24 protein-coding genes and 4 pseudogenes are annotated in these 21,410 nt (G+C 59.7%); 8 read left to right on the top strand and 20 right to left on the bottom strand.

Annotated elements, in window-relative coordinates:
• Window positions 1–1,185: 1,185 nt before the first annotated feature.
• Window positions 1,186–1,734 (top strand): annotated as a pseudogene (locus NMG80_RS00870) (transposase); the annotation flags it as partial.
• Window positions 1,735–1,825: 91 nt separating this feature from the next.
• On the opposite strand, the gene NMG80_RS00875 reads toward NMG80_RS00870, so the two are convergent.
• The gene (locus NMG80_RS00875; RefSeq protein ID WP_254016379.1) at window positions 1,826–2,029 is read right to left on the bottom strand and encodes a hypothetical protein; all 204 of its coding nucleotides are present in this window, start codon (window positions 2,027–2,029) and stop codon (window positions 1,826–1,828) included.
• Between the two features lie 543 nt (window positions 2,030–2,572).
• Window positions 2,573–3,280, bottom strand: a complete 708-nt coding sequence (locus NMG80_RS00880) for an IS6 family transposase (RefSeq protein WP_254016380.1) — start codon at window positions 3,278–3,280, stop codon at window positions 2,573–2,575.
• Here NMG80_RS00880 and NMG80_RS00885 point away from each other — a divergent pair.
• Together NMG80_RS00885 and NMG80_RS00890 are read left to right on the top strand one after the other, a co-directional pair.
• Window positions 3,273–3,416, top strand: a pseudogene (locus NMG80_RS00885) (hypothetical protein); the annotation flags it as partial. The gene NMG80_RS00880 and the pseudogene NMG80_RS00885 overlap by 8 nt on opposite strands.
• 106 nt (window positions 3,417–3,522) lie before the next feature.
• The gene (locus tag NMG80_RS00890; protein ID WP_254016381.1) at window positions 3,523–3,738 is read left to right on the top strand and encodes a transposase; all 216 of its coding nucleotides are present in this window, start codon (window positions 3,523–3,525) and stop codon (window positions 3,736–3,738) included.
• 61 nt (window positions 3,739–3,799) lie between these two features.
• Here NMG80_RS00890 and cyoD read toward each other — a convergent pair whose 3' ends face one another.
• The 9 genes and pseudogenes from cyoD to NMG80_RS00935 form a co-directional block, all read right to left on the bottom strand.
• On the bottom strand, window positions 3,800–4,189 hold the full coding sequence (cyoD, locus tag NMG80_RS00895) for a cytochrome o ubiquinol oxidase subunit IV (RefSeq protein ID WP_254016382.1): 390 nt from the start codon (window positions 4,187–4,189) through the stop codon (window positions 3,800–3,802).
• Window positions 4,186–4,818, bottom strand: a complete 633-nt coding sequence (gene cyoC, locus NMG80_RS00900) for a cytochrome o ubiquinol oxidase subunit III (RefSeq protein WP_254016383.1) — start codon at window positions 4,816–4,818, stop codon at window positions 4,186–4,188. Before cyoC ends, cyoD begins: the two co-directional genes overlap by 4 nt.
• A complete protein-coding gene (gene cyoB, locus NMG80_RS00905; RefSeq protein WP_254016384.1) occupies window positions 4,815–6,803 on the bottom strand; it encodes a cytochrome o ubiquinol oxidase subunit I in 1,989 nt (662 codons plus the stop codon). The genes cyoC and cyoB overlap by 4 nt, the downstream gene beginning before the upstream one ends.
• Window positions 6,800–7,678: a ubiquinol oxidase subunit II gene (cyoA, locus tag NMG80_RS00910; RefSeq protein WP_367185897.1), complete on the bottom strand. Its 879-nt coding sequence runs from the start codon at window positions 7,676–7,678 to the stop codon at window positions 6,800–6,802. The genes cyoB and cyoA overlap by 4 nt, the downstream gene beginning before the upstream one ends.
• A gap of 1 nt (window position 7,679) precedes the next feature.
• The gene (locus NMG80_RS00915; RefSeq protein WP_254016399.1) at window positions 7,680–8,723 is read right to left on the bottom strand and encodes a heme o synthase; all 1,044 of its coding nucleotides are present in this window, start codon (window positions 8,721–8,723) and stop codon (window positions 7,680–7,682) included.
• A gap of 166 nt (window positions 8,724–8,889) precedes the next feature.
• Window positions 8,890–9,219, bottom strand: a complete 330-nt coding sequence (locus NMG80_RS00920) for a hypothetical protein (RefSeq protein ID WP_254016386.1) — start codon at window positions 9,217–9,219, stop codon at window positions 8,890–8,892.
• A gap of 618 nt (window positions 9,220–9,837) precedes the next feature.
• Window positions 9,838–10,590 (bottom strand): ATP-binding protein, encoded by a 753-nt coding sequence (locus NMG80_RS00925; protein ID WP_254016387.1) that lies wholly within the window; start codon window positions 10,588–10,590, stop codon window positions 9,838–9,840.
• Between the two features lie 130 nt (window positions 10,591–10,720).
• On the bottom strand, window positions 10,721–11,536 hold the full coding sequence (locus tag NMG80_RS00930) for a 3-hydroxybutyrate dehydrogenase (protein ID WP_254016388.1): 816 nt from the start codon (window positions 11,534–11,536) through the stop codon (window positions 10,721–10,723).
• Window positions 11,520–11,963: pseudogene (locus tag NMG80_RS00935) on the bottom strand (acetoacetate decarboxylase); the annotation flags it as partial. The gene NMG80_RS00930 and the pseudogene NMG80_RS00935, both read right to left, overlap by 17 nt.
• 220 nt (window positions 11,964–12,183) lie before the next feature.
• Between NMG80_RS00935 and NMG80_RS00940 the strand changes: the two are divergent.
• Complete coding sequence (locus NMG80_RS00940) at window positions 12,184–12,777, top strand: TetR/AcrR family transcriptional regulator (RefSeq protein WP_254016389.1); 594 nt, start codon at window positions 12,184–12,186, stop codon at window positions 12,775–12,777.
• Between the two features lie 71 nt (window positions 12,778–12,848).
• Window positions 12,849–13,949 carry an alpha/beta hydrolase gene (locus NMG80_RS00945; protein ID WP_254016390.1) on the top strand — a complete coding sequence of 367 codons (1,101 nt, stop codon included), beginning with the start codon at window positions 12,849–12,851 and terminating at the stop codon, window positions 13,947–13,949.
• 62 nt (window positions 13,950–14,011) lie between these two features.
• On the opposite strand, the gene NMG80_RS00950 is transcribed toward NMG80_RS00945, so the two are convergent.
• The 9 genes and pseudogenes from NMG80_RS00950 to NMG80_RS37650 all read right to left on the bottom strand — a co-directional run bounded on the left by NMG80_RS00950 (window position 14,012) and on the right by NMG80_RS37650 (window position 19,048).
• Window positions 14,012–14,626: an FMN-dependent NADH-azoreductase gene (locus NMG80_RS00950; RefSeq protein ID WP_254016391.1), complete on the bottom strand. Its 615-nt coding sequence runs from the start codon at window positions 14,624–14,626 to the stop codon at window positions 14,012–14,014.
• Window positions 14,627–15,282: 656 nt separating this feature from the next.
• The gene (locus NMG80_RS00955; protein ID WP_254016392.1) at window positions 15,283–15,516 is read right to left on the bottom strand and encodes a hypothetical protein; all 234 of its coding nucleotides are present in this window, start codon (window positions 15,514–15,516) and stop codon (window positions 15,283–15,285) included.
• Entirely contained in the window at window positions 15,513–15,779 is a 267-nt protein-coding gene (locus NMG80_RS00960; RefSeq protein ID WP_367185898.1) for a hypothetical protein, read from the bottom strand. Before NMG80_RS00960 ends, NMG80_RS00955 begins: the two co-directional genes overlap by 4 nt.
• The gene (locus NMG80_RS00965; RefSeq protein ID WP_254016393.1) at window positions 15,776–16,246 is read right to left on the bottom strand and encodes a sulfatase-like hydrolase/transferase; all 471 of its coding nucleotides are present in this window, start codon (window positions 16,244–16,246) and stop codon (window positions 15,776–15,778) included. The genes NMG80_RS00960 and NMG80_RS00965 overlap by 4 nt, the downstream gene beginning before the upstream one ends.
• The gene (locus tag NMG80_RS00970; protein WP_254016394.1) at window positions 16,228–16,494 is read right to left on the bottom strand and encodes a hypothetical protein; all 267 of its coding nucleotides are present in this window, start codon (window positions 16,492–16,494) and stop codon (window positions 16,228–16,230) included. Before NMG80_RS00970 ends, NMG80_RS00965 begins: the two co-directional genes overlap by 19 nt.
• A gap of 641 nt (window positions 16,495–17,135) precedes the next feature.
• Window positions 17,136–17,384, bottom strand: coding sequence for a hypothetical protein (locus NMG80_RS00975; RefSeq protein WP_254016395.1), 249 nt, complete (start codon window positions 17,382–17,384; stop codon window positions 17,136–17,138).
• Between the two features lie 700 nt (window positions 17,385–18,084).
• The gene (locus tag NMG80_RS00980) at window positions 18,085–18,783 is read right to left on the bottom strand and encodes a Gfo/Idh/MocA family protein (protein ID WP_436798510.1); all 699 of its coding nucleotides are present in this window, start codon (window positions 18,781–18,783) and stop codon (window positions 18,085–18,087) included.
• Window positions 18,747–18,845 (bottom strand): annotated as a pseudogene (locus NMG80_RS37645) (hypothetical protein); the annotation flags it as partial. The pseudogene NMG80_RS37645 and the gene NMG80_RS00980, both read right to left, overlap by 37 nt.
• Before the next feature lie 65 nt (window positions 18,846–18,910).
• Window positions 18,911–19,048 carry a hypothetical protein gene (locus NMG80_RS37650; RefSeq protein ID WP_436798511.1) on the bottom strand — a complete coding sequence of 46 codons (138 nt, stop codon included), beginning with the start codon at window positions 19,046–19,048 and terminating at the stop codon, window positions 18,911–18,913.
• 183 nt (window positions 19,049–19,231) lie between these two features.
• Between NMG80_RS37650 and NMG80_RS00985 the strand changes: the two genes are divergently transcribed.
• From NMG80_RS00985 to NMG80_RS00995, 3 genes are all read left to right on the top strand, one after another.
• On the top strand, window positions 19,232–20,257 hold the full coding sequence (locus tag NMG80_RS00985) for a LacI family DNA-binding transcriptional regulator (protein WP_254016396.1): 1,026 nt from the start codon (window positions 19,232–19,234) through the stop codon (window positions 20,255–20,257).
• 67 nt (window positions 20,258–20,324) lie between these two features.
• The gene (locus NMG80_RS00990; protein WP_254016397.1) at window positions 20,325–20,591 is read left to right on the top strand and encodes a hypothetical protein; all 267 of its coding nucleotides are present in this window, start codon (window positions 20,325–20,327) and stop codon (window positions 20,589–20,591) included.
• A gap of 611 nt (window positions 20,592–21,202) precedes the next feature.
• A partial coding sequence (locus tag NMG80_RS00995) for an alpha/beta hydrolase (RefSeq protein ID WP_254016398.1) occupies window positions 21,203–21,410 on the top strand: 208 nt, incomplete at its 3' end.

Consider the following 21,410-nt stretch of genomic DNA (forward strand, 5'->3'; position numbering starts at 1 on the left):
TAGCCGGGATCGACGTACGGCCTCAAGAAGGCCGCGCCTACAGCCTCGGCCGAACGCCTCCAAAGAAGTCTGTGTCTCTCGCCGCCAAACGCGCTTCTCTGACCCGCCTTCTGCATGAACCATCCAGATAAGACGCGCCCGCAAATCCCCCGTACCCCCTCGCTTGCGGCCGGGCGATGGACCAGCACGGCACGCATTTCGGCAGTTCCCATTCGAGCCGAAATGACAATAGCTCGCCCCTCACCCCCGAGAGTGCCTAAAACCTGCGGACATGGCTCCTAGCGCTGTTCGGGGGCGTAACCGTGAGTCCGATGGACTTTGACGCTAATACGGCGGCGTTTTCTGTCGTTGAAATCATGAGGGCCATTCCAACCGGTTTGGAGGTTGCCTAGCAGACCCGAAACCAAACCGTCTTCGAAATGTTTGGCGGCGATACCCGGCTCCTAAGAAGCCCGCAGCAAACTGAGCGTTTCGTATTTGTCGAGTTCGTTATGCCATCGAGGTTAACGTATAAAACAGGGGGCACTCGCTCGCCTTTCGCTCTCTGATCCAGCGCCCAAGCAGAACGGCGTCGGCACAGACGTTCTACGACACGGTGTCCCAGGAGCAGCGTGTTTCCGGTGCATGCGTCCGGCTTTTGATCGACCGCGACGATATCCTGCCGTTAAGGCCGAGTTTGCGAACCCCGAGATAGCGGTTAGACCGTGCGGGGATGGCGCGATCCGGCGCGAGGAAGGGACTACAAAGATCGCGACTTGGAGCCCGCTCCAATTGTCCAGCGTGCGGAAAGATGCGCAATGGTAGGTTCTTTCGAAGTCTCCCGCTTCCAGGCCGTTGTCAGCTTCCCGCCCGGAAGGGCTGAGGACAGGCGTCCGCAGCGGGTCAAGATCTCCAGATAGGCGAAATGTCCGCTTTCGGCTTTCGATCCCGCATCGCGAACGACCGGATTGGGTCAGCTGAGGACAGCCTGCGCAGAGCTGAATGTCCGCTCACTTGCATCTCACACTGCCGCCAGTCCGCTATCGCCAAAGGCTGCCAGGCAGCAATGCTGCTCTTACCAGACATCGAATTAAGGCAAGCATGGCAGAAGTTCCGCCCCTTTGGCGCCGCGCTCAAATCATTTGGCCTGCTGCCGGCTCCATGGACACCGCGTTAAGGTGTTGAAGATGGAACCGGAGTTTTCCAATGCAGAGAAGAAAGTTCAGCCGCGAGTTCAAGCTTGAAGCTGCGAGACTGGTCAAGGAACGGGGTGTTGCCGTCGCCCAGGCGTCGCGGGATCTCGATCTCCACGAGAATGTGTTGCGCAAATGGATGCGGGATTTGTCGGCCGACCCGCAGCATGCGTTTCCCGGCCATGGCCAGATGAAGCCTGAGCAGCTTGAGGTCGAGCGGCTGCGACGCGAAGTAGCGAAGCTGAAGGCGGAGCGCGACATCCTAAAAAAGGCCGCGGCCTAGAAGCACCGGAACATCTGGCCGGTGGCATGGCTGTGCAGTGCGCTGGATGTGTCCCGTTCCGGCTTCCATGCCGGGCTCATCCGGAGCCCCAGCACCCTCTCCCGATACGACGAGGCTCTCCTTGTCGATGTCGACAGGAGCTTCAAGAGCAGCGACCGCACCTACGGCACACGCCGGGTCTGGTACGATGTCCTGGCAGAAGGGTTGATCTGCGGCCTGCATCGCATCGAACGGCTGATGCGGGAGAACGGCCTGCGAGCCCGGCCATGCCGGCGTGGCTCAGGCTGCGACACGCCGTGGGAGCAACGCGCCGGCCGGCGGGCCCCCGATCATGACCAGCCGGTTGAAGGCGCAAATCATCTGGAAGGCCTTAGCTTCCTCGACGGGCCTCCCAGACCGTCTCGATGAACTGCCATACGGCGACCCGCGTCTCGGGCCAGATGGCGTCCTCAATGGTGATCAGTTGGCCTGCCGTGGCCAGGGTGAAGCTGTTGCTCACCTCAATCTCGGTGATCGCCTCGGCTATCTTTTCGAGCAGCCGGCGGGCGAATTGTTCGTTCGGTAGTTGGCTCATACGAACACCTCTTCATCTCAGCCCGATCGTTGCGGCCGGGCCCGGTTGATCCTCGCCAACTAGCTTCGAGCGCAACGAGCTGAGCAACCAGATCTTTGAGCTCGCTTGGCAGCGGCTTTCGCACGGTCGGCAAATACTCGTCAGTCAGCTGCTGACCGATAGCGTTCAATAAAGCGTGCATTGACGTGGTGTGGATTGGCGCGGTCATGGCGTTTCTCTTTCTTGTCCCCTAGGTTTCTTTCGTTTTGTAGGCAACAATAGTCCCAGAGCTGAAACTGATCTATTGTGCGGAGGTTGAGCCGCATACAATATGCGTAGGGGTAACATATACCTAGGTCTGAATTGGCGGCGTGCGGAGCCGGGCTCGGGAGTCAGGAATGGCGTTGACGCGGTCTGTCAACAATGACCGTCCTTCGCCCGAAATGGTTAGGAAGCGGACCACTGCAGCGACAGGTCAGCCTCTGCAGAGACTGTTTCGCAGCGCAAATAGCGACATTGTCAGATTAAAGCGAACCGATTCAGTCTCCCAGAGAGAACGGAATTTCAGGCGGCGCCGAGTTGGCGCCACTCGGCGAGAGCGGTGGCGCGGTTATGCTTGAAGTTGCGGCGGCTGTAGAGATGGCGTTCCTTGTTGAAGTGGTTATGGACGGACGAGTGGACGGCTGCGAATTTCTGCAGACTTTTCATTTGCCGGAAACGAAGCATGGCTCTTTCTCGTCGCCGGAACGGCTGGTGTGAGTTCTCTGCCCGATTGTTCAGCCAGCGGCTGTTCTCATGGGTTTTCGCGTTTCCGAGCTCCTTCATCGCGGCGCCATACGACCGGAGTTTGTCCGTAACAATCACCTTCGGTCGGCCAAACCTTTTCATCGTTTTCCGCAGAAATTTCAGCGCAGCCTTGCGGTCCCGCCTTTTTGAGACAAAGGCTTCGAGGACCTCGCCTTCGTGGTCAACAGCGCGCCAGAGGTAATGGGTCTCACCGTTGATCTTCACGAAAACCCCATCAAGATGCCACTGCCATTGCGGCAAGAAACGCATCCGCTTCGCCCGCTTGCGTCGGAGCTCGGCCGCGAACATCGGGCCAAACCGGTTCCACCGGAACCGGATCGACTCGTGGCTGACGTCGATGCCGCACTCGTGCAGCAGGTCCTCGACGTTTCGCAACGAAAGTGGAAACCGGACATATAGCATAACCGCCAGGCGGATGATCTCGGGAGATGTCTTGAAATAGCGGAACGGGCGGGGTTTGGTCATCCTCCTACGATGGGCTGACGCGCTCCCGTCCTCAAGCGAGTTTCTTCTGACAGAGCCCGAAGGGGAGATACTCGAAGCCTTTGTTTCAAAGAGGCGGGATCGCAGGGCAGCACTGAAATTCCTCAAGAAATCAATGAAACGAAATGGTTCTCCGAAGACCATCGTGACGGACAAGCTAAGGTCCTACGGCGCGGCCCCTGAAGGAAATTGGAACTGCCGATCGCCAGCAAACCGGGCGCTGGATGAACAATCGAGCGGAGAATTCACACCTACCATTCCGACGACGAGAACGAGCCATGCAGCGCTTCCGGCAGATGCGATGTTTGCAGAAATTCGCCGCTGTCCATTCGTCCGTCCATAACCACTTTAACCAGGAACGCCATCTCTACACCCGCTGCAATTTCAAGCTTAAACGGGCCGCCGCTCTCGCCGAGTGGCGCCAACTCGGCTCGGCCTAGACTTCACAAATTCTTGGCGAACTCAGACTGGTTCGAATTGGTCTGACAGCACCACCGCCGGTCAATGCTGCATATGCAGGTCCATCAGCTCGGCCGGCGGCATCATCTCGTTCAAATCGGCCATGATCCATAGCGATCCGGCGATGACCAGGAATACGATGAGCACGCCAAACGCCAGCGCCAGCACGTTGTTGGTGTTGTCCGGCCCGGTGGTGATATGAAGGAAGAACACCAGGTGAACTCCCATCTGCGCGATCGCCAGGACGGCAAGGCCGAGGGCGATGCCTGGCGCCCAGAGCAGCGAGGTGTTGGCGACCCAGAAAGACGTGGTTGTGAGAAGCACCGCCAGAAGTAGTCCGATAGTGTAGACGAGCAGTCCGGACGGCTCCCACGCTTCCACCGGGTCGCTCGAGTTGTCGCCGGGTGCGCGACCATACTGTGCTTCCGTCATGGACTGACTCCCATCAGATAAACGACCGTGAACAGCCCGACCCAGATGATGTCGAGCGCGTGCCAGAAAAGGGAAAAGCAGAGCAGGCGGCGCTCCACGGCAGGGCGAAAGCCCCGGGTTGCGATCTGGGCCATCATCACTACCAACCAGACTAGGCCGGCAGCAACGTGCAGCCCGTGGCAGCCCACAAGCGCGAAGAAGGCGGACAGAAATGCGCTGCGGTGCGGGGTCGCGCCGATGGCGATCATGTCGCCGAACTCGCGGATCTCGAGAGCAAGGAACGCCGCGCCGAGGACGAAGGTGACTAAAGCAAAGAAGTATGTACGAACGCGGTTTCGCGTATTTGCCGCCAATGACATCAGCCCGCACGTGAAGCTTGACGCAAGAAGACAAGCGGTTTCGATTGCCACGTTGGTTTGATCGAACAGCTCGGCTCCGGTCGGACCGCCCGCAGTCGCCCGCACGAGCACTGCGTAGCCCGCAAAGAATGCCGCGAACATTACGATGTCGCTTAGCAGGAAGATCCAGAAGCCGTAGGCGACGACGAGCCGCTTGGGAGCGGGCCCAGCTTCGCTTGCACTCAGCAGTGCGCCATGATGGACGGCTTCGATTGTAGGAGCGAAGTTCATATCACAACCCCCACCGGGTGAGCCCGATCGAACCGGGCAATTTGCTCAGCTGGTATTTCGATCTCGTCTTCATGGCGAAACGCGAAGACAAGGAAGGTCACGAGTGCGCCGAACGCTCCCAGACCCGCCATCCACCAGATGTGCCAGATCAGCGCAAAGCCGGTGACGACGGCAAAAAACGCGGTGACGAAACCGGTCGGGCTGTTCTTCGGCATTTCGATGGGATCGTACTCGCGCTCCTGCGCCCGCTCATCACGTTTCCCGCGCGCGCGTTGCTTCCTGTTCCAGAAGGTGTCGGTCTCGGCGGCATACGGCAGGACGGCGAAGTTCCAGGCCGGCGGCGGCGAGGCCGTGGACCATTCCAGCGTGCGGCCGTTCCACGGATCCCCCGTCAGATCGCGGTTCTGCTCGCGGTCGCGGATCGAGACAACGAGTTGCACGACCTGGCAGACGATCCCTGCCAGAATGACGACCGCACCAATCCCCGCCACCATGAGCCACGGTTGCCAGTCCAGATTGTCGTAATGCTGCATGCGCCGGGTCATCCCCATCAGGCCCACCACATAGAGCGGCATGAAAGCGAGATGGAAGCCGATGAACCAGCACCAGAACGAGCGCCTGCCCCAGCGTTCGTCGAGCGTGAAGCCGAATGCCTTGGGGAACCAATAGTGGTAGCCGGCGAAGGCGCCGAACACGACGCCGGGGATGATGACGTGATGGAAATGGGCGACCAGGAAGAGGCTGTTGTGCATCTGGAAGTCGATGGGGGGCACGGCCAGCAGCACGCCGGTCAAGCCGCCGAGGACGAACGTCACCATGAAGCCGATTGTCCATAGGACCGGCACCGTGAATCGCACGCGCCCGCCGTACATCGTGAACAGCCAGTTGAAAATCTTCACGCCCGTCGGCACCGCGATGATCATGCTCATGACGCCGAAGAAGGCGTTGATGTTCGCGCTGGCGCCCATGGTGAAGAAGTGGTGCAGCCAGACTGTGTAGGCGAGAATGCTGATCGTCATCGTCGCAGCGACCATCGAGCGGTAGCCGAACAGCGGCTTTCCGGAGAAGGTCGCGCTCACCTCCGAATAGATGCCGAACGCCGGCAGGACAAGGATGTAGACCTCCGGGTGGCCCCAGACCCAGAACAGATTGACGTACATCATCGGGTTGCCGCCGGCATCGATCGTGAAGAAATGAAAGTCGAGATAGCGATCGAGCAGCAGCATTGCGAAGGTTACGGTGAGGACCGGAAAGGCCGCGACAATGAGGAGGTTCGAGGCGAGCGCCGTCCAGCAGAACACGGGCATGTGCATCAGGCCCATTCCAGGCGCGCGCATTTTGAGAATCGTGGTGACGAAATTTATTCCCGACAGCAAGGTACCGATGCCGGAGATCTGCAGCGCCCAGAGATAGTAGTCGACCCCGACACCCGGCGAGAATTGCAGCCCGCTCAGCGGAGGATAGGCCACCCAGCCCGCTTTGGAGAACTCGCCGACCGCCAACGAGATGTTGGTCAAAAGTACGCCCGAGGCGGTCAGCCAAAAGCTGACGGAGTTCAGTGTCGGGAAGGCGACGTCGCGGACGCCGAGTTGCAACGGCACCGCAAAGTTCATCAGCCCGATCACGAGCGGCATCGCCACGAAGAAGATCATGATGGTGCCGTGCGCGGAGAAAATCTGATCGAAATGCTCCGGCGGGAGATACCCTTGGGCACCCCCAGCCGCGACGGCCTGCTGCGAGCGCATCATGATCCCGTCGGCGAAGCCGCGCAGCAGCATGAGCAGCGCCAGCACGATGTACATGACACCGATACGTTTATGGTCGACCGACGTGATCCACTCGCGCCACAAATAGGGCAAATATCCCTTGATCACGATCCACCCAAGAATGAACACAATGGCCAGGACCACGACGGCCGACGTGCCCATGATGATTGGCTCATGCAGTGGGACTGCGTCCCAGCTGAGCTTGCCGAGAAAGTTCATTTTTGGACCTCTTGCGATGGCTGATGCGTGTGCCGCGATGCAGCGTCCGCCTGCATGCCGGAGCTCAAGATGCCGTTGAACAGGTCGGGAGCGACGGAACGATAGGTGAAAGGCGTAACCGCTTTGCTCGGTTTGGCCAGATCGGCATATGCCTGCGCGTCGAGCACTGGACCGGCGTTGCGCGCCGCATCCACCCACAGCGCAAACTTCTCGGCCGGCACCGCATCAACGTTAAAGCGCATATCGGCAAAGCCGGCACCGCTGTAGTTGGCCGCCGCCCCGCGGTACGTTCCCGCATGATCGGCCTGCAGGTGAAGCCGCGTCGTCATCCCTGCCATGGTGTAAATCTGGCCGCCGAGCTGCGGCACCCAGAAGCTGTTCATCACGCCCGAGGAGGTGAGCTCGAAGCTGACCGGCGTGCCGACCGGGACGGTCAATTGATTGACGCTCGCGATGCCCTGGTCGGGATAGATGAACAGCCATTTCCAGTCGAGCGAGACGACCTGGACGGTGACGGGCTTCACCATGGAGGCAATCGGCTTGCGCGGATCGAGGTCGTGTGAGCCGACCCAGGCGACGCCGCCAACCAGGATCACCGTCATGATAGGGATCGACCAGACAAGCAACTCGAGTCGGCCGGAGTACTCGAAATCGGGCAGGTAGCGAGCACGACTGTTCGAAGAGCGAAACCAATAGGCGACACCCAGCGTGGCGAGGATCGTCGGAATCACGATCGCCAGCATAATGCCGGTCGAGTTGAACAGAATTTGCCGTTCGGCGGAGGCAATGGGTCCTTTCGGATCCAGGACGCCTTCGGAACAGCCGCCGAGTATCGCGACGCTCATCAAGAAAACGGCGAGTACACAGGATCGCATATCAAGCCTCGTCTGCGCTGATGCTGTTAGAAATGCGCGCGGTTCTCGCAGGGTGTGGTACGACTTCAGCGCCTACCGGCCCGGCGGCGGTGGGAACACCAGGCACGGAGCGCATTGGCGACCATCGGTCGCCGCCGCTGTTGATCAAGAGAGCCGCGAACAGCACGAACAGGTAGAAAATGGAAAACCCGAACAGGCGATAAGCGACTCGCCGATCGGTTTCCCTGCTCCGCCGCAGTCGCAACGCGAGTACAATGAAGATCGCTCCGCAGACGAGAGCAGCCGTGCCGTAGATCATGCCGGCAAACCCGAGCGCCCACGGCAGCAGTGAGATCGGTACCAGGAGAACACTGTAGACGAGGATCTGACGCGTTGTGGCGGCTCTTCCCACAACGACCGGGAGCATAGGAACGCCCGCGCGGCCATATTCCTCCGCTCGATTGAGCGAGAGCGCCCAGAAGTGAGGCGGCGTCCACAGGAAGATGATCAGGAAGAGAATGAGCGGCTCTAGCCCGATGTCTCCGGTAGCGGCGGCCCAGCCAATCACCGGCGGAAGCGCGCCGGCGGCGCCGCCGATGACGATGTTCTGTGGCGTATGCCGCTTCAGCCAGACCGTATATACAACGACGTAGACGAAGATCGTGAAGGCAAGCAACGCTGCCGCTGTAACGTTGACCACTAGACCAAGAACGGTGACGGAGCCGCAGGCAAGGACGGATCCGAATACCAACGCTTCTCCGCGCGAGACCGTGCCGCGAGGAATTGGACGCCTGGCCGTACGAGTCATCACGGCATCGATATTGGCGTCATACCACATGTTGAGCACCCCGGCGGCGCCAGCTCCAGCGGCGATACTGAGAATTGCAATGGACGCAACGAGTGGATCGAGGTGAACCGGTGCAATCATCAGTCCAACGAGTGCAGTGAACACGGCAAGCAACATGACGCGCGGTTTTGTGAGCTCGACGAAATCGGGCAGGCGCGTTGTTAGACCGGAGCGCGAATGCAACTGCGGGCGTGAGAGGGGAATCGCTGTGATCTTCATGGCCATTTTTCTTTCGGCTTTCGCCGCCATGGGAGTGATCACGGCGAAGGTGGCTGGCAAGACGGTTGCAATCAAAGTAAAGCCGGTATTCATCATGCTTTCCGGCGCATTGACAATCCTCGTCATGGAGGCGTGTCGTGTCGGTATCCCGACTGCGTTTGTGGTTTCACGAGCCTCTGGACGGCACGAAGAGGCAGATCGTGTGGCCCGCATCGAGACCAGCCTGGTGCGCGCACCAATGGTAGTCGCCGTCGGGCGAGTCCTTTATGCGCTTGTCTCGGTAACCGACCACCTCACCGGTGGATTGGATGACGTAACCCTGGGGCTTCTCGATAACCGCCGAGGACTGGACCTGCTGGCAATCCATATTGCTGCAGCATGCCCACGGGTACTTCCACCCGGTCGGGGCATCGTGTGCGCTGACTTGGCTATGCAGGCCGAGGAAAATGAGCGGAAGTAGTGAGCCTGACCGGAGGCGATAGAGAACCGAAATCATCCGACAGAATTCTCCATGATGTGGTTGTTTTGGCGTCTTCCCAGCATATCTGCGAACAGAAGTAGTATCTGGTATGACGTCCGTGGAATACAAGATCACAATTTATGCATATCATCGCCAGACCTTCTTCTGTCGACGTGCTAACGCAATTATGTGGCATTAGGCATGAACGCGATATCACCACAACACACATACGTTACAGACGTACACGGATTTTCTATTATATTGTTGTTCGTCGCTCATGTCGCGGTAGTTGCCAGACCCATACCTTTGTATATTGCGGTAATCTGGAGGACCCTGCTAACCAACGCTGACCGCTTGGTCGGGCGCGCGATTCCCTCGGGCTGCTGGCCAACGCTCGCCGGGGCGTCAAGTGACCGCCTGCAAGATCAGTAGGTTGCGGAAATTGCGGCCCCGAAGGCGCGGGTTGCGTAGGACCGGCAGCACTCGTCGAGATTCGTCCAGCACTGCGCGCCGTTCATATGCCGGGCCAGGGCCACGCATATAGTGAAGTTCCGGTCGATATCGCGGCGTCACGAAGTCGTGAATGGCGGAGAAGCACTGTGTGAGCAGAACGCGGAGTTCCATCGCGATAGGTCCTTTCCTCTCGCCAACAGCTCAGTCGGCCGAGCAGGCCGAGATTGCTGGCAACCACAGGTCCACTGTCGTGCCCTGACGAGCAGTGTTGGTCAGTGTGAGCCCACCCTCCAAGCTCTCCATGAGTTGTTTGACGATCGCCAAAACGAGACTGGTCCTATTGGTCTGGGTCGAGAAGTGTGGATGTCCCACCATACTTGGCGCTTCTGGAGAGATGCCCCGATTTGCGACCGAAAGGCGGATCATCAGCTTACGCGGTCCAGCCTGGCTGACAGGCGGCAACTCCGACGCTGCCGCAATGGTGATTTCGCCACCCTCAGGCATTGCGTCGCGCGCATTGAGGACAAGATTGAGGAGAGCGCGCTCCACGAAAGGCTGGTCGACAAAAGCCAGCGGAAGGCTATTGTGGATATCAACTTCGAGGCTGATGCTTGATGGCAGAACACTTTCAAGTGCCGCCTCCAAGAGCGAGATCAGCTGGAGAATGTCAACCGGTTCCGGCCTTGCCTGCCGCGGATTCGTAAAGTCGAGAAGTTCTCGAGCAAGTATCTTGGCACGAAATGCGCAGTATATCGCACCGTCGAGCTTCCTAAGCTGCCTGGATGTGCCGGCGCGGCGGGCTTGCAGCTCTTCGAGAATGGTCAGGACCGGCGTCAGCAGACTGTTGAAATCGTGCGCTATGGACGAGAGACACAGGGGCGGTTCGGCCGCCGAAAAGGGAGCAACGGGCTCTTCTAGTCTTCGATCATTGGATTGCGAGGACGTGTACCGCACGCTTCTCTCCAAGGCAGTTCAGGGATATTCTTCCCTGCCAAATGTTGTTACTCGGTGGGAAGTCCGATCGCTATTATTCTGAGGTATACGGCTCTAGCCTTTTGACACAGAGAAGCGATTCTCTGGGCCTCTACTGCATGAACCATCCATGGCTGACCACCATCGACTGGCCAGTCAGCGCGTTCGATGGGAAGGCTGCCAGGAACAGCGCTGCTTCCGCAACGTCCTGGACGGTCGTGAACTCGCCGTCGACCGTCTCCTTCAACATCACGGCCTTGATCACGTCCGCCTCGGAGATCCCAAGCTCGCGCGCCTGCTCTGGAATCTGTTTGTCGACCAGCGGCGTGCGCACAAAGCCGGGGCAGATCACGTTGGCGCGGACGCCGTCCTTCGCCACGACTTTCGCCAGGCCAACGAGGCCGTGCTTGGCGGTGACGTAGGGAGCCTTGAGCGGCGACGCCTCCTTGGAATGCACGGATCCCATGTAGATGATGCTGCCACTCTTCTGGCTGTACATCTGACGCAAGGCGGCACGGGTCGTCAGGAAGGCGCCGTCCAGGTGGATGGAAAGCATCTTTTTCCATTTGTCGAAATCGAAGTCGACAAGCGGCGCCACGATCTGGACGCCGGCGTTGCTGACCAGGACGTCGAGGCGACCGAAGGTTTCGATCGCCTGCGCCATTCCTCTTTCCACCTGCTCCTCGTTGCTGACATCCATGCCAACCCCGAGCGCGCGTTCGCCCATCGGATCGATCTCGGATGCCGCCTTTTGGGCCGCGTGCTGATCAAGATCCGCGATGACCACCTTTGCTCCCTCGCGGGCGAAGCTGAGCGCAATCTCCTTGCCGATGCCGCTCGCGGCTCCGGTGATCACTGCGACCTTGTTGAGGAGCCGGCCCGCGGCTCCGTCGGCGTGCTTCGATAAGATCTCATTCTGCAAGTTCATGGATTCTTCCTTTCCGATAGTGAGGCTCGGCTTCCGCGAGGTAGTCGTGGACGACCTTCCCGAGCGCGAGCGTGAGATCGGCGACGATGTGAACCGCCGAAACGACTTCCAGCACCGGCAGCTCGGCGACTGGGGCCAGGGCGTGGGACCAAAGGTTCAGGGCTGCCGGACCAGTCCACGCACCTCTGAGCTCGACGTCCTCCAAGTGATATTCCACGAGCTCGCAGATGCGCGGCGTGCCGTCGACATGCGGAATGATTTTGAGGAGGAAGTTCGGTTCGGCGAGCGAGGCCTTTACGCTCGCGAGGTCGGCGGCTCGGTGCTTGTAGCCCATGGTACCAGTCGCGACGCGGACCGGGCCGTAGTCGAGCGTGCCCACCAGAGTGTCGGTTTCGGTCCGAAGAGTCGGACTTGCGAGCTTCTTGGGAACGCAATGCATTCGAAAGGGAGACGCCGTTCTGCCGTCCGGAAATCCTTCTGGGGCTGAAAGTTCATCGAATGCTTTCCTTCTCACCGAGCGTGACCTCGCGGCCCTTCGCCGTCCGCATGGGGACCGGCTTCAATTTCAATTTGCACTATTATGTCAAAACGACTATATCGTCAATATGAGAATTGCATAATGGTGCAAAGCAAAAAAGGCATGACTAATGGCAAAAGTCGATTTGGCGCGCAGGGCGGAGATAGGGCGTGAGAAGCGGGCGCGAACGCGTGCGCAGATCGTGGAGGCAGGGGCGACGCTCCTTGGGGGGCGTACGAACGAGGCGATCACGGTGGATGCTGTCGTTGAGGCTGCGGGCGTTGCCAAGGGGACCTTCTACTATCACTTCAAGAGCATCGGAGAGCTGGCCGCTGCGGTGGGTGCCGGACTCAGTCAGAGCTTTGATGAGTTGCTGACGCCTGCCAGGCTCGAGCGGCCGGATCCGGTCGATCGCCTCTCTTTCGCGTTCATAAAATTCCTGGAGAAAGCGAGTGCGGACACAGACTGGGCCCGCCTGGTCATTCAGAGCTCGCAATCACCCATTGAGTTCGGCATGGGAGTCCGCGCGAATCTCAAGGCGGACATCGAGGAAGCGATTGCCCAGGGCCGAGTGAGCGTGCGCGACGTAGAGTTGGCAGCCGACATCGCAATTGGAATATGGCTTGAGGTAACGCGCGGAATTATTGAGCGAGGTCCCCGACCCGGAACGACCGGCCAGGCGCTCGATGCGACGCTTCGAGCTCTCGGTCTCAGTCAGCGCTGATTGGGTCTGGAGCCTAGCACAAAGTTATCGTGGCAGGTAATGTATCGTCCATTAGTTGGGTTGAGGCACCGATGGAATTTCGATTGCTTTCCTGCCTGCTTGTGGCGATTGCGCTGGATGGCTGCGCACTCCGTCCTGCAGCGAGTGTGCTCACCCCTGTTGCGACCGATGCAAGCGATACACGGCGCGTCGAACTCTTTACCGCTACCTCAAGGAATCTGACGGGTGAAATGGGCGAATTCGGAGCCGCTTCGGATCGTAGTCTCGCCCTAAACTACCAAAGATATCAAATGTCGATCCCGCCCAGTCACAAAGTAGGCGCAATCGAATGGCCGACGGGGGTTGCCGATCCGGAACGTCACTTCTCCGTCTTGGCGCGAACTTATTTAACGGAAGATCAATTTGCCAAAGGCGTCGCCGGAGCAAGCCGCGATGGCGAAGCGGTAATTTTCATCCATGGCTATAACACACTTTACCAGGAGGCGATTTTTCGCTTCACCCAGCTTGTTCATGACACCGGATTCGCAGGCGCTGCGATAGTATTCTCCTGGCCTTCAGAAGGCAAAATCCTTGGGTACGGTCGCGATCGCGAAAGCTCGATGTTCTCGCGGGACCACCTTGAGCGTTTGATCCGAAGTGTTGCTAAGATCCAGTCTGTCAAGAAGATCCACCTGGTTGCTCATTCAATGGGAGGCTGGTTGACGGCCGAGGTCTTACGGCAAGCCAAATTTAAAAACGACCTCGAGTTTAACGGCAAACTTGGTGAGGTTGTGCTCGCCTCGCCCGATATCGATATCGACGTGTTTCGAACGCAGATCATATCGATTGGAAAAAGGTCTCCCCCCATCACTGTTCTGATCTCCCGCGACGATAAGGCGCTTGCGGTCTCAAAGCTAATAGCCGGCAATGTCGATCGGGTCGGTGCCTTCGTAATCGATGACCCCCGTATCATTCCAATCCTCGAACAGGCAGGGGTGCGCGTATTCGACATGAGCTTGCTTCAGAGTGGTGACCCGTTGCAGCACACGAAATTCGCTGCGTCCTCGGAGCTGCTGCAAAGCTTCAGTAAAGACCTGCACTCTGGGCTGGCGCGCGAGAAATCGAGACGCGGGGGCGGCGGGCTATTGATCGTTGATAGCACCGGCGTGCCGCACGGTCCTAGGGAGCGCTAGCTTCTAGGCGATCTTGCGAGCGACAGCGACGATGGCTTCATCAACCGCACACCCCATGCCTTTTAGGCGGCCAGAGCGAGCTCTTCGGCGCGGGCCTTGGCGGCTCCGATCGCCTTCTCTGCAGCTTCAGGCCCGAAGGCGAGACCTTCGACATAGATCGTTTCGATGTCGGTGATGCCTAGGAAGCCGAAAACTGCCTTGAGGTAAGGAACCGCGTGGTTCAAGCTGGCGGCCGGGCCCTGCGAGTAGACGCCTCCGGAGGCAAGAACGATATAAACCTTCTTGACGGTGGCGAGGCCAACCGGACCGTTTTCGGTGTACCTGAATGTACGGCCGGCGCGGGCGACGTTGTCGATCCATGATTTCAGAGACGAATAAATGTTGAAGTTGATGAGACCGGTGCCGATAACCAGCGTATCCGCGGCGAGCAGCTCGTCGACCAGCGCATCCGAGGTCTTCACGGCTTCGGCTTCTTGGGCGGTGCGAGCTTCGGCCGGCTTGCGGATTGCGGCGGTGAAGAGGTCATCGATATGCGGCAGCGGATTGGCGACGAGGTTGCGGCGGACGACAACGCTGCCTGGATGCTGGTTCTTGATCTTCTCAGCAAGATCGGCGGCAATCGTCGTTGAGAGAGACTCGGCGCGCGGGCTGGAGGTCAGAAGAAGGATGGAAGACATGCGGAAATTTCCTTTTCGAATAGGCTTGGCCGCCTTTTGAGGGAGGTGGGCGGGATTGTAGCGAGTGGGTGAAGGTCAAGGCCGTCCGGAACGGCCAGCACGTGAGTTGCCTTAACAAGCACTGCCAATATTGAACTATTAGGTCATAACGACCATATAGTCAATATGAATTTTGCAGCGGCGTGAGTTCAACAACTGCGCAGCGCTTTGGCGAATTCGGCGACCGCTGCCGGTCCAAGCGCAGTGCTTCGAGAGAACGGCGAAGCCGAATTGCTCCAATCTCGTTCGCTTCGAGTACATGGGCGAGCGCGCCGCTTGTGGGTGATAGCTCCAGCTCGCGATCAAGGAGACAGTGCGACGGCGCGACAACACTTTCGCTGTCGTGCTCAATGGGGGGCAGGGTGACGGAAAAAAATAACGTCAACCTCATGAACCTAGCGCCTCGGTGTCATGCTCGGTCGAAGCGGACGGGTTGCCAGTGTCGATCGCCAGCGGTGAGGGGCAGCGCAGTCTGTCGCATGCACGGTGCGGCCGGTGGCGCACCTGAAGGCAAGCGGAACGGCAACTATCGCAACGGAGGCAGAACGAAACGCACAATGGCAGCCTTGGCGGTTGTGCAGGCAATGGCGCGGATATGTCGGCAGACGATCGATGATCTACCGGATTAACTGGGAACTAGTCGCGCCCTGCTCCTCGCCGCGGCCTTCATTCTGGCGTTGTGCCTGCGTATGCGCCAGCGTTTTCTGATAGTCGCCGATTATCCTCAGATATGGGCCGATGACCCATGCAGCCGTGCCGACGACATTGACCTCCTCGCGCGGATCGGCCTCGATGTTGTAGATCGCCGGAAAGCCGTTCATCTTCATGCGGTTGCCGGCGAGGCTGGTCATCGACGGGTTTCCGCCTGCCATCCCGAATTGCTTCGGATACAGGGAAAGGCCCGCCACCGCACGCCCGCGATCTCGTCGCCAACGAAAGTGATCAGGCTGTCCCGGCTGGATTTCTCCTGGCTGCCGGTGAAGCACGCGCCGTCGATCGGCCGGTCCGTCGGAAGCTTTGCGCCGATGATGCTTGACAGCGTCGGCAGGAAGTCATGCACCGACACCATTTCGTTGCTGACGCGAGGCGCGATGCGGCCTGGCCATTTGATCATGCCCACCGTGCGGACCGACCCTTCCAGCGCGTCGCCGAGCTCGCCGCGGAAGGGGCCGTTGAAGCCGTAGCGCGAGTCGAACGGGCCGGCTGTCGGAGCCGCCGCGTTGCGGAGACCCAAATCACGATCGTATTATCCTCGTTTCCGGCAGCCTTGATCGCGTCGAGCACCTGGCCGGTGCGGAAATCAAGCTCCATCACCGCGTCGCCATAGGCTCCTATCCGTGACTTTCCCTGGAATTCCTGCGCCGGGAGCGTCGGATAGTGGGTGTGGGTCCACCCCACATAAAGAAAGAACGGCTGCGTTGTCTTGGATGCGCGTTCTATGAATTCCACCGAAGCCTCGGCAATGTCGCCTTCGACCTCGTGACGGTACTCCGGGGTGTAGGGCCGCGCTTTCTTCAGCGTTCCGTCCGCTTCGGATTCCCAGACATAGGGCTCCGTCGCCCCTATGACGTCCTCAGGCATGCCTGAACGCTGCATGCTTTCGCGATACAAGGTGCATCGTCACGGTCTTGCACAGAGCCATCGTTTCCATCTGCCGGGCTTTCTAACCCGGCCAGTTGCCGGTCGGCCATTTCTTTGGCGAGGCCCACCAGGGCATCGACCTCTTGCATCTGGTCGACGTGATTGCCATTGGCGACGGCTTTCCGGATCCTCTTCAGTTGGTCAGAGGTTCGTCGCAATGTTTCGGTGATTGACGGCTTCTCGGCCACGCCTGCATCTCCTGCACCCCAATTTCGAAGACGAGCAAGCGTTCCGGCCCTCACAGGAGCGGGCCAAGCTCGAAGCCGAACTGCGTGAGATGACGCGCGATCTCGCGCCCAAACTGCTCAGAGTTGCCCTGGAGCAGATCAGGGTTCTCAAAACGCTCAGCTAGTTACTGTGGTAGGCGGCTAGTACTCGATGCAGGTCAACCACCGGTCGGCTCACTCCTCAGCAAGGGCGCTGGCAAATGGTGTGGCCCCTCCATCTGACGAGGTCAAACGGACCGTGCAGGAGTTTCTAGAGGAGGGGAGGTACGGCGAGACGTGAGCCGCCAAATTGAGCATGCACACAATCCGTTCCAACCGGGTCATTCGGGGCAAGTTGCGCCACGTTGGTCGACTGGGGACTCTCTCTCTGGGCGTGCCGTCGATTTCGTGAGTGAAATGACCGGGGAAGGCCGTGGCCATTCGTACGGCACGGCAGCGTGTGTTCCGCGCCTATGCCAGCGCGCTAGCTCGATAGCGCAGTGATTCGGCTCTACAATCCGAGACATAAGCCGACAGAACAAACACTCGGGCCACCGCTCGGCTACGCGAGCGCACAACGTTTGGCATGCGGTTCAAGCCGCGCGAAAGGTTGCCAAAGATTGTCATTGGCTCATCCACGGAATTGCTGACGACGCGTGATCGTGGTTTGAGATGAAGGCGAGCAGGTCGGCGTTCACCTGATCCTGGTGCGTGGCTGCGATGCCGTGCGGCGTCCCGGAGGCGGGAAAGTTTTGCTTTCGGCTCGTGGCCGAAGCAGCGAGAGGCCGTCCGGCTGCAACTGCGGCGTCTAAGCCAGCCAAGTAGACGTCGCAACGGGCTCCGCCAACGGAAAAAAGTCCATCCTTGCTCATCGTATCCATCCATAGTGCGTGCCTTTGAACATCGGGCTCACCATCACGATCATCGGGTCGACCTGCACGGTCGCATTGGGGAGGGGCGAGCGAAGGAGCGAGCGACACTCGATGACCGTGATGGCTTGCGAAGAAGAAACTGCCCCGATCCGGGCCGCAAATCTATTCTACCCAACGTCTGCGATGCGATACACATCGTCTGTGATGCGATACCAAGGTGTAGGCAGGAACGCAGAGAGATGTGCCTGATCGAGACAGGCAAGTTTCTCATAGACGACAGGTCCGCTTGGATCGGGGCGGGACCGACGCGGCACGTCAGGCGTCAAACACGTTGCTTGACAGCGCAAAGTTCATCGGCTGACCTGGGACAGCGGGATTGACCAAACAAGCACCTCGATACGATGAGAATGGTCGAAGTGTGGCAGGTAACAGGCGCGCGAATTCGACGCGATACCAGAAGCCGACGGCTAGAATGGCCACAACCGTTGGGATCACAATCGCCGCCGTTCGGCTTTCACCCCAGATTTGCCCGTCAACCCAAAGCGGGCAACTGACATGCAGTGTTTCCTTGGCAATGGGCGGATTACCGGGACAGTTGCGGTGCCTTGTCGATTAACGTGGTCGTGGACAATAAAGTTGAACGCGTTTACGCAGAAGCCAGTATCGCAGTACCGCGCTCTGCCTCCCGGGACGTAGTTTTCTAACTACGAATCTTGGGGTCAGGAGCGCCGCGCGTCTCCGGATCGGTGCCGCTTTCCACGGCGCGTACGAAATCCTGGATGACACCGAGATGGCCCCCAATGCGGTCGCTCTCGTCGAGCGGCGGCACGGCGATTGGCTCGACCCGGTCGAAGAGGCCTTCGCGAACCGGGCGCGCAGCCTCTGCCTGCAGCTCGTCAAAACCGTCCCAGATGAGGCTGCCGCGATCCCCGATGATGCGCCAGCCGGCCTCCCAGCTGCTGCGGAACCCGTCGGCGCACCAGCTGCCGCAATAGGTGAAGACTTTGCCGCCGCCGAACTCGAATACGGCGGTTGCGGACGAGCCCTGCGTGTACCAAGAGTTGGCAGGTTCCCATTCGAGGCAGAAGACGCGCTTCGGATCGCCGTTCACCATGTAGCGCGCGGCGTCAAAGGTATGGACCGCCATGCGAGCAGGAGCACATGACGCATCTCCTCGCGGAAGCCGCCGAAATGCGGCGCGACGAAGAAGTCGGCGTGAATGCTGGTCGGCGCGCCGATCGCGCCGGAATCGAGAAAGCGCCGGATGCGCCGAACATTTGCGACGTAGCGGCGGTTCTGCACGACGGCGTGAACGCGGCCTGCCTGCCGGGCACGCTTGACGATGGCGCGTGCGTTGGCCGGGGTATCGGCGAGCGGTTTTTCGGTCAAGAGATGGCAATGATGCGCGAGCGCGGAGAACGCGACCTCGCGGCGCGCCGCGGGAACGACCACGTCAAACACGGCGAGCGGCTTGGTCTGATCAAGGACGGCGTCGAGGTTCGTGCCGATGGCGACGCCGTTGAGCTCTATTCACGCGCCCGCGCCTTCGCCCGGTCGGCATTGAGATCGACCAAGCCGACCACTGCAATACCGGGAACCTGTCTGGCGGCATCGAGCCAAGTTTTGCTCATGGCTCCGCAGCCGACCAGGACGACATTGATCATCCCAGTGCTCCTCCCGCGCGGCCCCTCCATGGCCGGCATTCACGGTTTTGCGTAAAGTTTTCCGTAAACGTTTACGACAACACACCTCGTGCGGTAGGATGTCAACCGGGTTTTTGCGAGTTCGCAAAATCGACTTGGCCGGAACGTTCGCGAACGCTAGCCGGAACCCGGGGAGATTTGCCTTTGGCGTCCAGCATTCACGATCTTGCGCGGCACCTGAACATTTCTATCGGCACGGTTTCACGCGCGCTGAACGGCCGGGCAGATGTCAACGCTGAAACTCGCCAGCGCGTGCTCGATGCCGCGCGCAAGTTGAACTACTCCCCGAACCAGTCGGGCCGCAATCTTCGCCGCGGGGCCACCCAGTCGATTGCCTTCATGTTGCAGCCGCATCCGGGCGACCAGCAGTATGGCGAGCCGTTCTTCATTCCGTTCCTAACAGGTTTGCAGGCCAAGCTCGCTGAGCACGGCATCGACCTGATGGTGGTGATGGGCGGACCGGGGGACTACCAGCACGAGCGTCTGCGCCGGCTTGTCGAGGCGCGCCGCGCCGACGCCGTCGTGCTCGCCTGGACCCGCCGCGAGGACGAGCGCATCGACTATTTGACTGAGGTTGGCTTCCCTTTCGCTACGCTCGGCCGCAGCCAGTCCGGTGGCCGATCCTACCCGTCTCTCGATCTCGATTTCGAGAAGGCAGGCTCCGACGCGGTCGATCGCCTCGTTGCGCGCGGCCATCGGCGTATTGCCGCGGTGCGGCCGTTGCTCAACCTGAACTTCGGCTATTTGTTCATTGCTGGCTATCGCAAGGCGCTAAAAAGCCACGGCATCGATTTCGACCCTAGCATGATCGCGGCCGGTTTCATCAACGAGTCCGGCGGCTATGAAGTAACGCCAAAACTGATGCAGTCAAAAGACGTGCCGACCGCGATCATCTTCAACAATGATGCGATGGCGCTCGGCGGCTGCAGGGCGCTGGTCGAGATGGGCTTGCAGCCCGGCAAGGACATCGCTGTCGTTGTCATCGTCGATACAGCGCTATGCCGTTACTATTCGCCGAGGTTGACCAGCTTTCGGCCCGCTCTGGAGCCGCTAGGCCAGCGGCTCGCGGAAATGCTCTTAGAGTCTATGCCGGCCCTCGCGGGGCCGGAGGGCGCAAAGATCATCCGCGAGGTCTGGCCGCTGGAACTCGTTGTTCGTGACAGCGACTAGGGGGCTGGCTCGGTCGCCGGCGGATGCCCGATTTGCCCGCATCGAGACGGTCCATCAGAATTTTGCCTTGTTCGACAATCTGACGCCCGCACAGAACTCCTTCGCTGGCCGCGAGATAGCAAGTCCCGACATGGCCGCCGCGGGCTTGCGCTTCCTCAACAAGCGACATGGATGCGGACGACAGGCAGGTCATCAGTTGCCCAAGCTGGATGTCGTGGTGGCCATGATGCTGGCGGTCAGCGCCAGGCGATCGCTGTTGCGCGGTTTACGACCATCGCTGCCGGGAACGTCCTGTAAGGCCGAGGCTCGCAACCCGCTGCGAGATTCATATTGACTATATAGTCAATTTGACTATATGTACAACAGTGTTTGCAAACGAGGTCGCGGGCAACCGACCGCGGATCGGTAAACCGAGAGATATCGATGCTATTCCGGCCTCCGCCACCTCGAACAGCCGTCCTCGCACGCCTGGCGAATCTCCCGTCCGCCTTGAGCACGGCGGTTCGGCGAAACCTTTCCGCCGGACGCTTCACGAGGCCGGTCGACTGGCTCCAGCTCGTGGTGTTCGGCTCGCCGTGCTTTTCCCGAAACAGGGCATGCCAACTTGTGCTTTAACTTTTCAATCACGTCGTTGTCAGCCGGGGCATCGAGGAAGCCTTCATTGGGTGCTCCCGATCCTGCTGACCCTTTGCTTGTTCGCAAACGGCTGCGCGACCCGAGCGGAGAACGTGCTCGAACCTCCCGCAGTCACCGCCGGCGAGGTCACGCGCGTTAACCTACTGGTCGCCACGACACGCAAACCGTCAAAGGACGCTGGCCGACTTTATTCAGGCGAGCGCGGAACGGCGATCTCGTTGGACAGCGTCACTGTCACCATACCTCCGGATCGAAACCGAAAGATCGGTCAGATCCAGTGGCCTTCACGCCTTCCCCCTGATCCCTGCCATGGTCGGGGTCGAAAAAGTCGCAACGGAAAGGCAGGTCTTCGATTGGTTCCGCAAGAACCGAAACGCAAAGCGACAGGTGCTCATTTTCGTGCACGGCTACAACAACTCATATGCCGACGCCGTGTTTCGTTTCGCTCAGATCGTCCACGACTCGGGAACCGACGCAGCGCCTATTCTCTTCACTTGGCCATCGCGGGCCAGGGTCT

The sequence above is a fragment of the Mesorhizobium escarrei genome, assembly GCF_935825525.1.
Classification (GTDB): Bacteria; Pseudomonadota; Alphaproteobacteria; order Rhizobiales; family Rhizobiaceae; genus Mesorhizobium; species Mesorhizobium escarrei.

Coding starts and splice junctions, on each gene's coding strand:
- NMG80_RS00930 (WP_254016388.1), bottom strand. CDS start 11,536: ATGAACTTGCAGAATGAGATCTTATCGAAGCACGCCGACGGAGCCGCG.
- NMG80_RS00940 (WP_254016389.1), top strand. CDS start 12,184: ATGGCAAAAGTCGATTTGGCGCGCAGGGCGGAGATAGGGCGTGAGAAG.
- NMG80_RS00945 (WP_254016390.1), top strand. CDS start 12,849: ATGGAATTTCGATTGCTTTCCTGCCTGCTTGTGGCGATTGCGCTGGAT.
- cyoD (WP_254016382.1), bottom strand. CDS start 4,189: ATGACGGAAGCACAGTATGGTCGCGCACCCGGCGACAACTCGAGCGAC.
- NMG80_RS00875 (WP_254016379.1), bottom strand. CDS start 2,029: ATGAGCCAACTACCGAACGAACAATTCGCCCGCCGGCTGCTCGAAAAG.
- cyoB (WP_254016384.1), bottom strand. CDS start 6,803: ATGAACTTTCTCGGCAAGCTCAGCTGGGACGCAGTCCCACTGCATGAG.
- cyoA (WP_367185897.1), bottom strand. CDS start 7,678: ATGCGATCCTGTGTACTCGCCGTTTTCTTGATGAGCGTCGCGATACTC.
- cyoC (WP_254016383.1), bottom strand. CDS start 4,818: ATGAACTTCGCTCCTACAATCGAAGCCGTCCATCATGGCGCACTGCTG.
- NMG80_RS37650 (WP_436798511.1), bottom strand. CDS start 19,048: ATGATCAATGTCGTCCTGGTCGGCTGCGGAGCCATGAGCAAAACTTGG.
- NMG80_RS00890 (WP_254016381.1), top strand. CDS start 3,523: ATGAACAATCGAGCGGAGAATTCACACCTACCATTCCGACGACGAGAA.
- NMG80_RS00955 (WP_254016392.1), bottom strand. CDS start 15,516: ATGACCAGCCTCGCCGGCAACCGCATGAAGATGAACGGCTTTCCGGCG.
- NMG80_RS00960 (WP_367185898.1), bottom strand. CDS start 15,779: ATGATCAAATGGCCAGGCCGCATCGCGCCTCGCGTCAGCAACGAAATG.
- NMG80_RS00880 (WP_254016380.1), bottom strand. CDS start 3,280: ATGACCAAACCCCGCCCGTTCCGCTATTTCAAGACATCTCCCGAGATC.
- NMG80_RS00965 (WP_254016393.1), bottom strand. CDS start 16,246: ATGCCTGAGGACGTCATAGGGGCGACGGAGCCCTATGTCTGGGAATCC.
- NMG80_RS00950 (WP_254016391.1), bottom strand. CDS start 14,626: ATGTCTTCCATCCTTCTTCTGACCTCCAGCCCGCGCGCCGAGTCTCTC.
- NMG80_RS00975 (WP_254016395.1), bottom strand. CDS start 17,384: ATGAGCAAGGATGGACTTTTTTCCGTTGGCGGAGCCCGTTGCGACGTC.
- NMG80_RS00915 (WP_254016399.1), bottom strand. CDS start 8,723: ATGAAGATCACAGCGATTCCCCTCTCACGCCCGCAGTTGCATTCGCGC.
- NMG80_RS00920 (WP_254016386.1), bottom strand. CDS start 9,219: ATGATTTCGGTTCTCTATCGCCTCCGGTCAGGCTCACTACTTCCGCTC.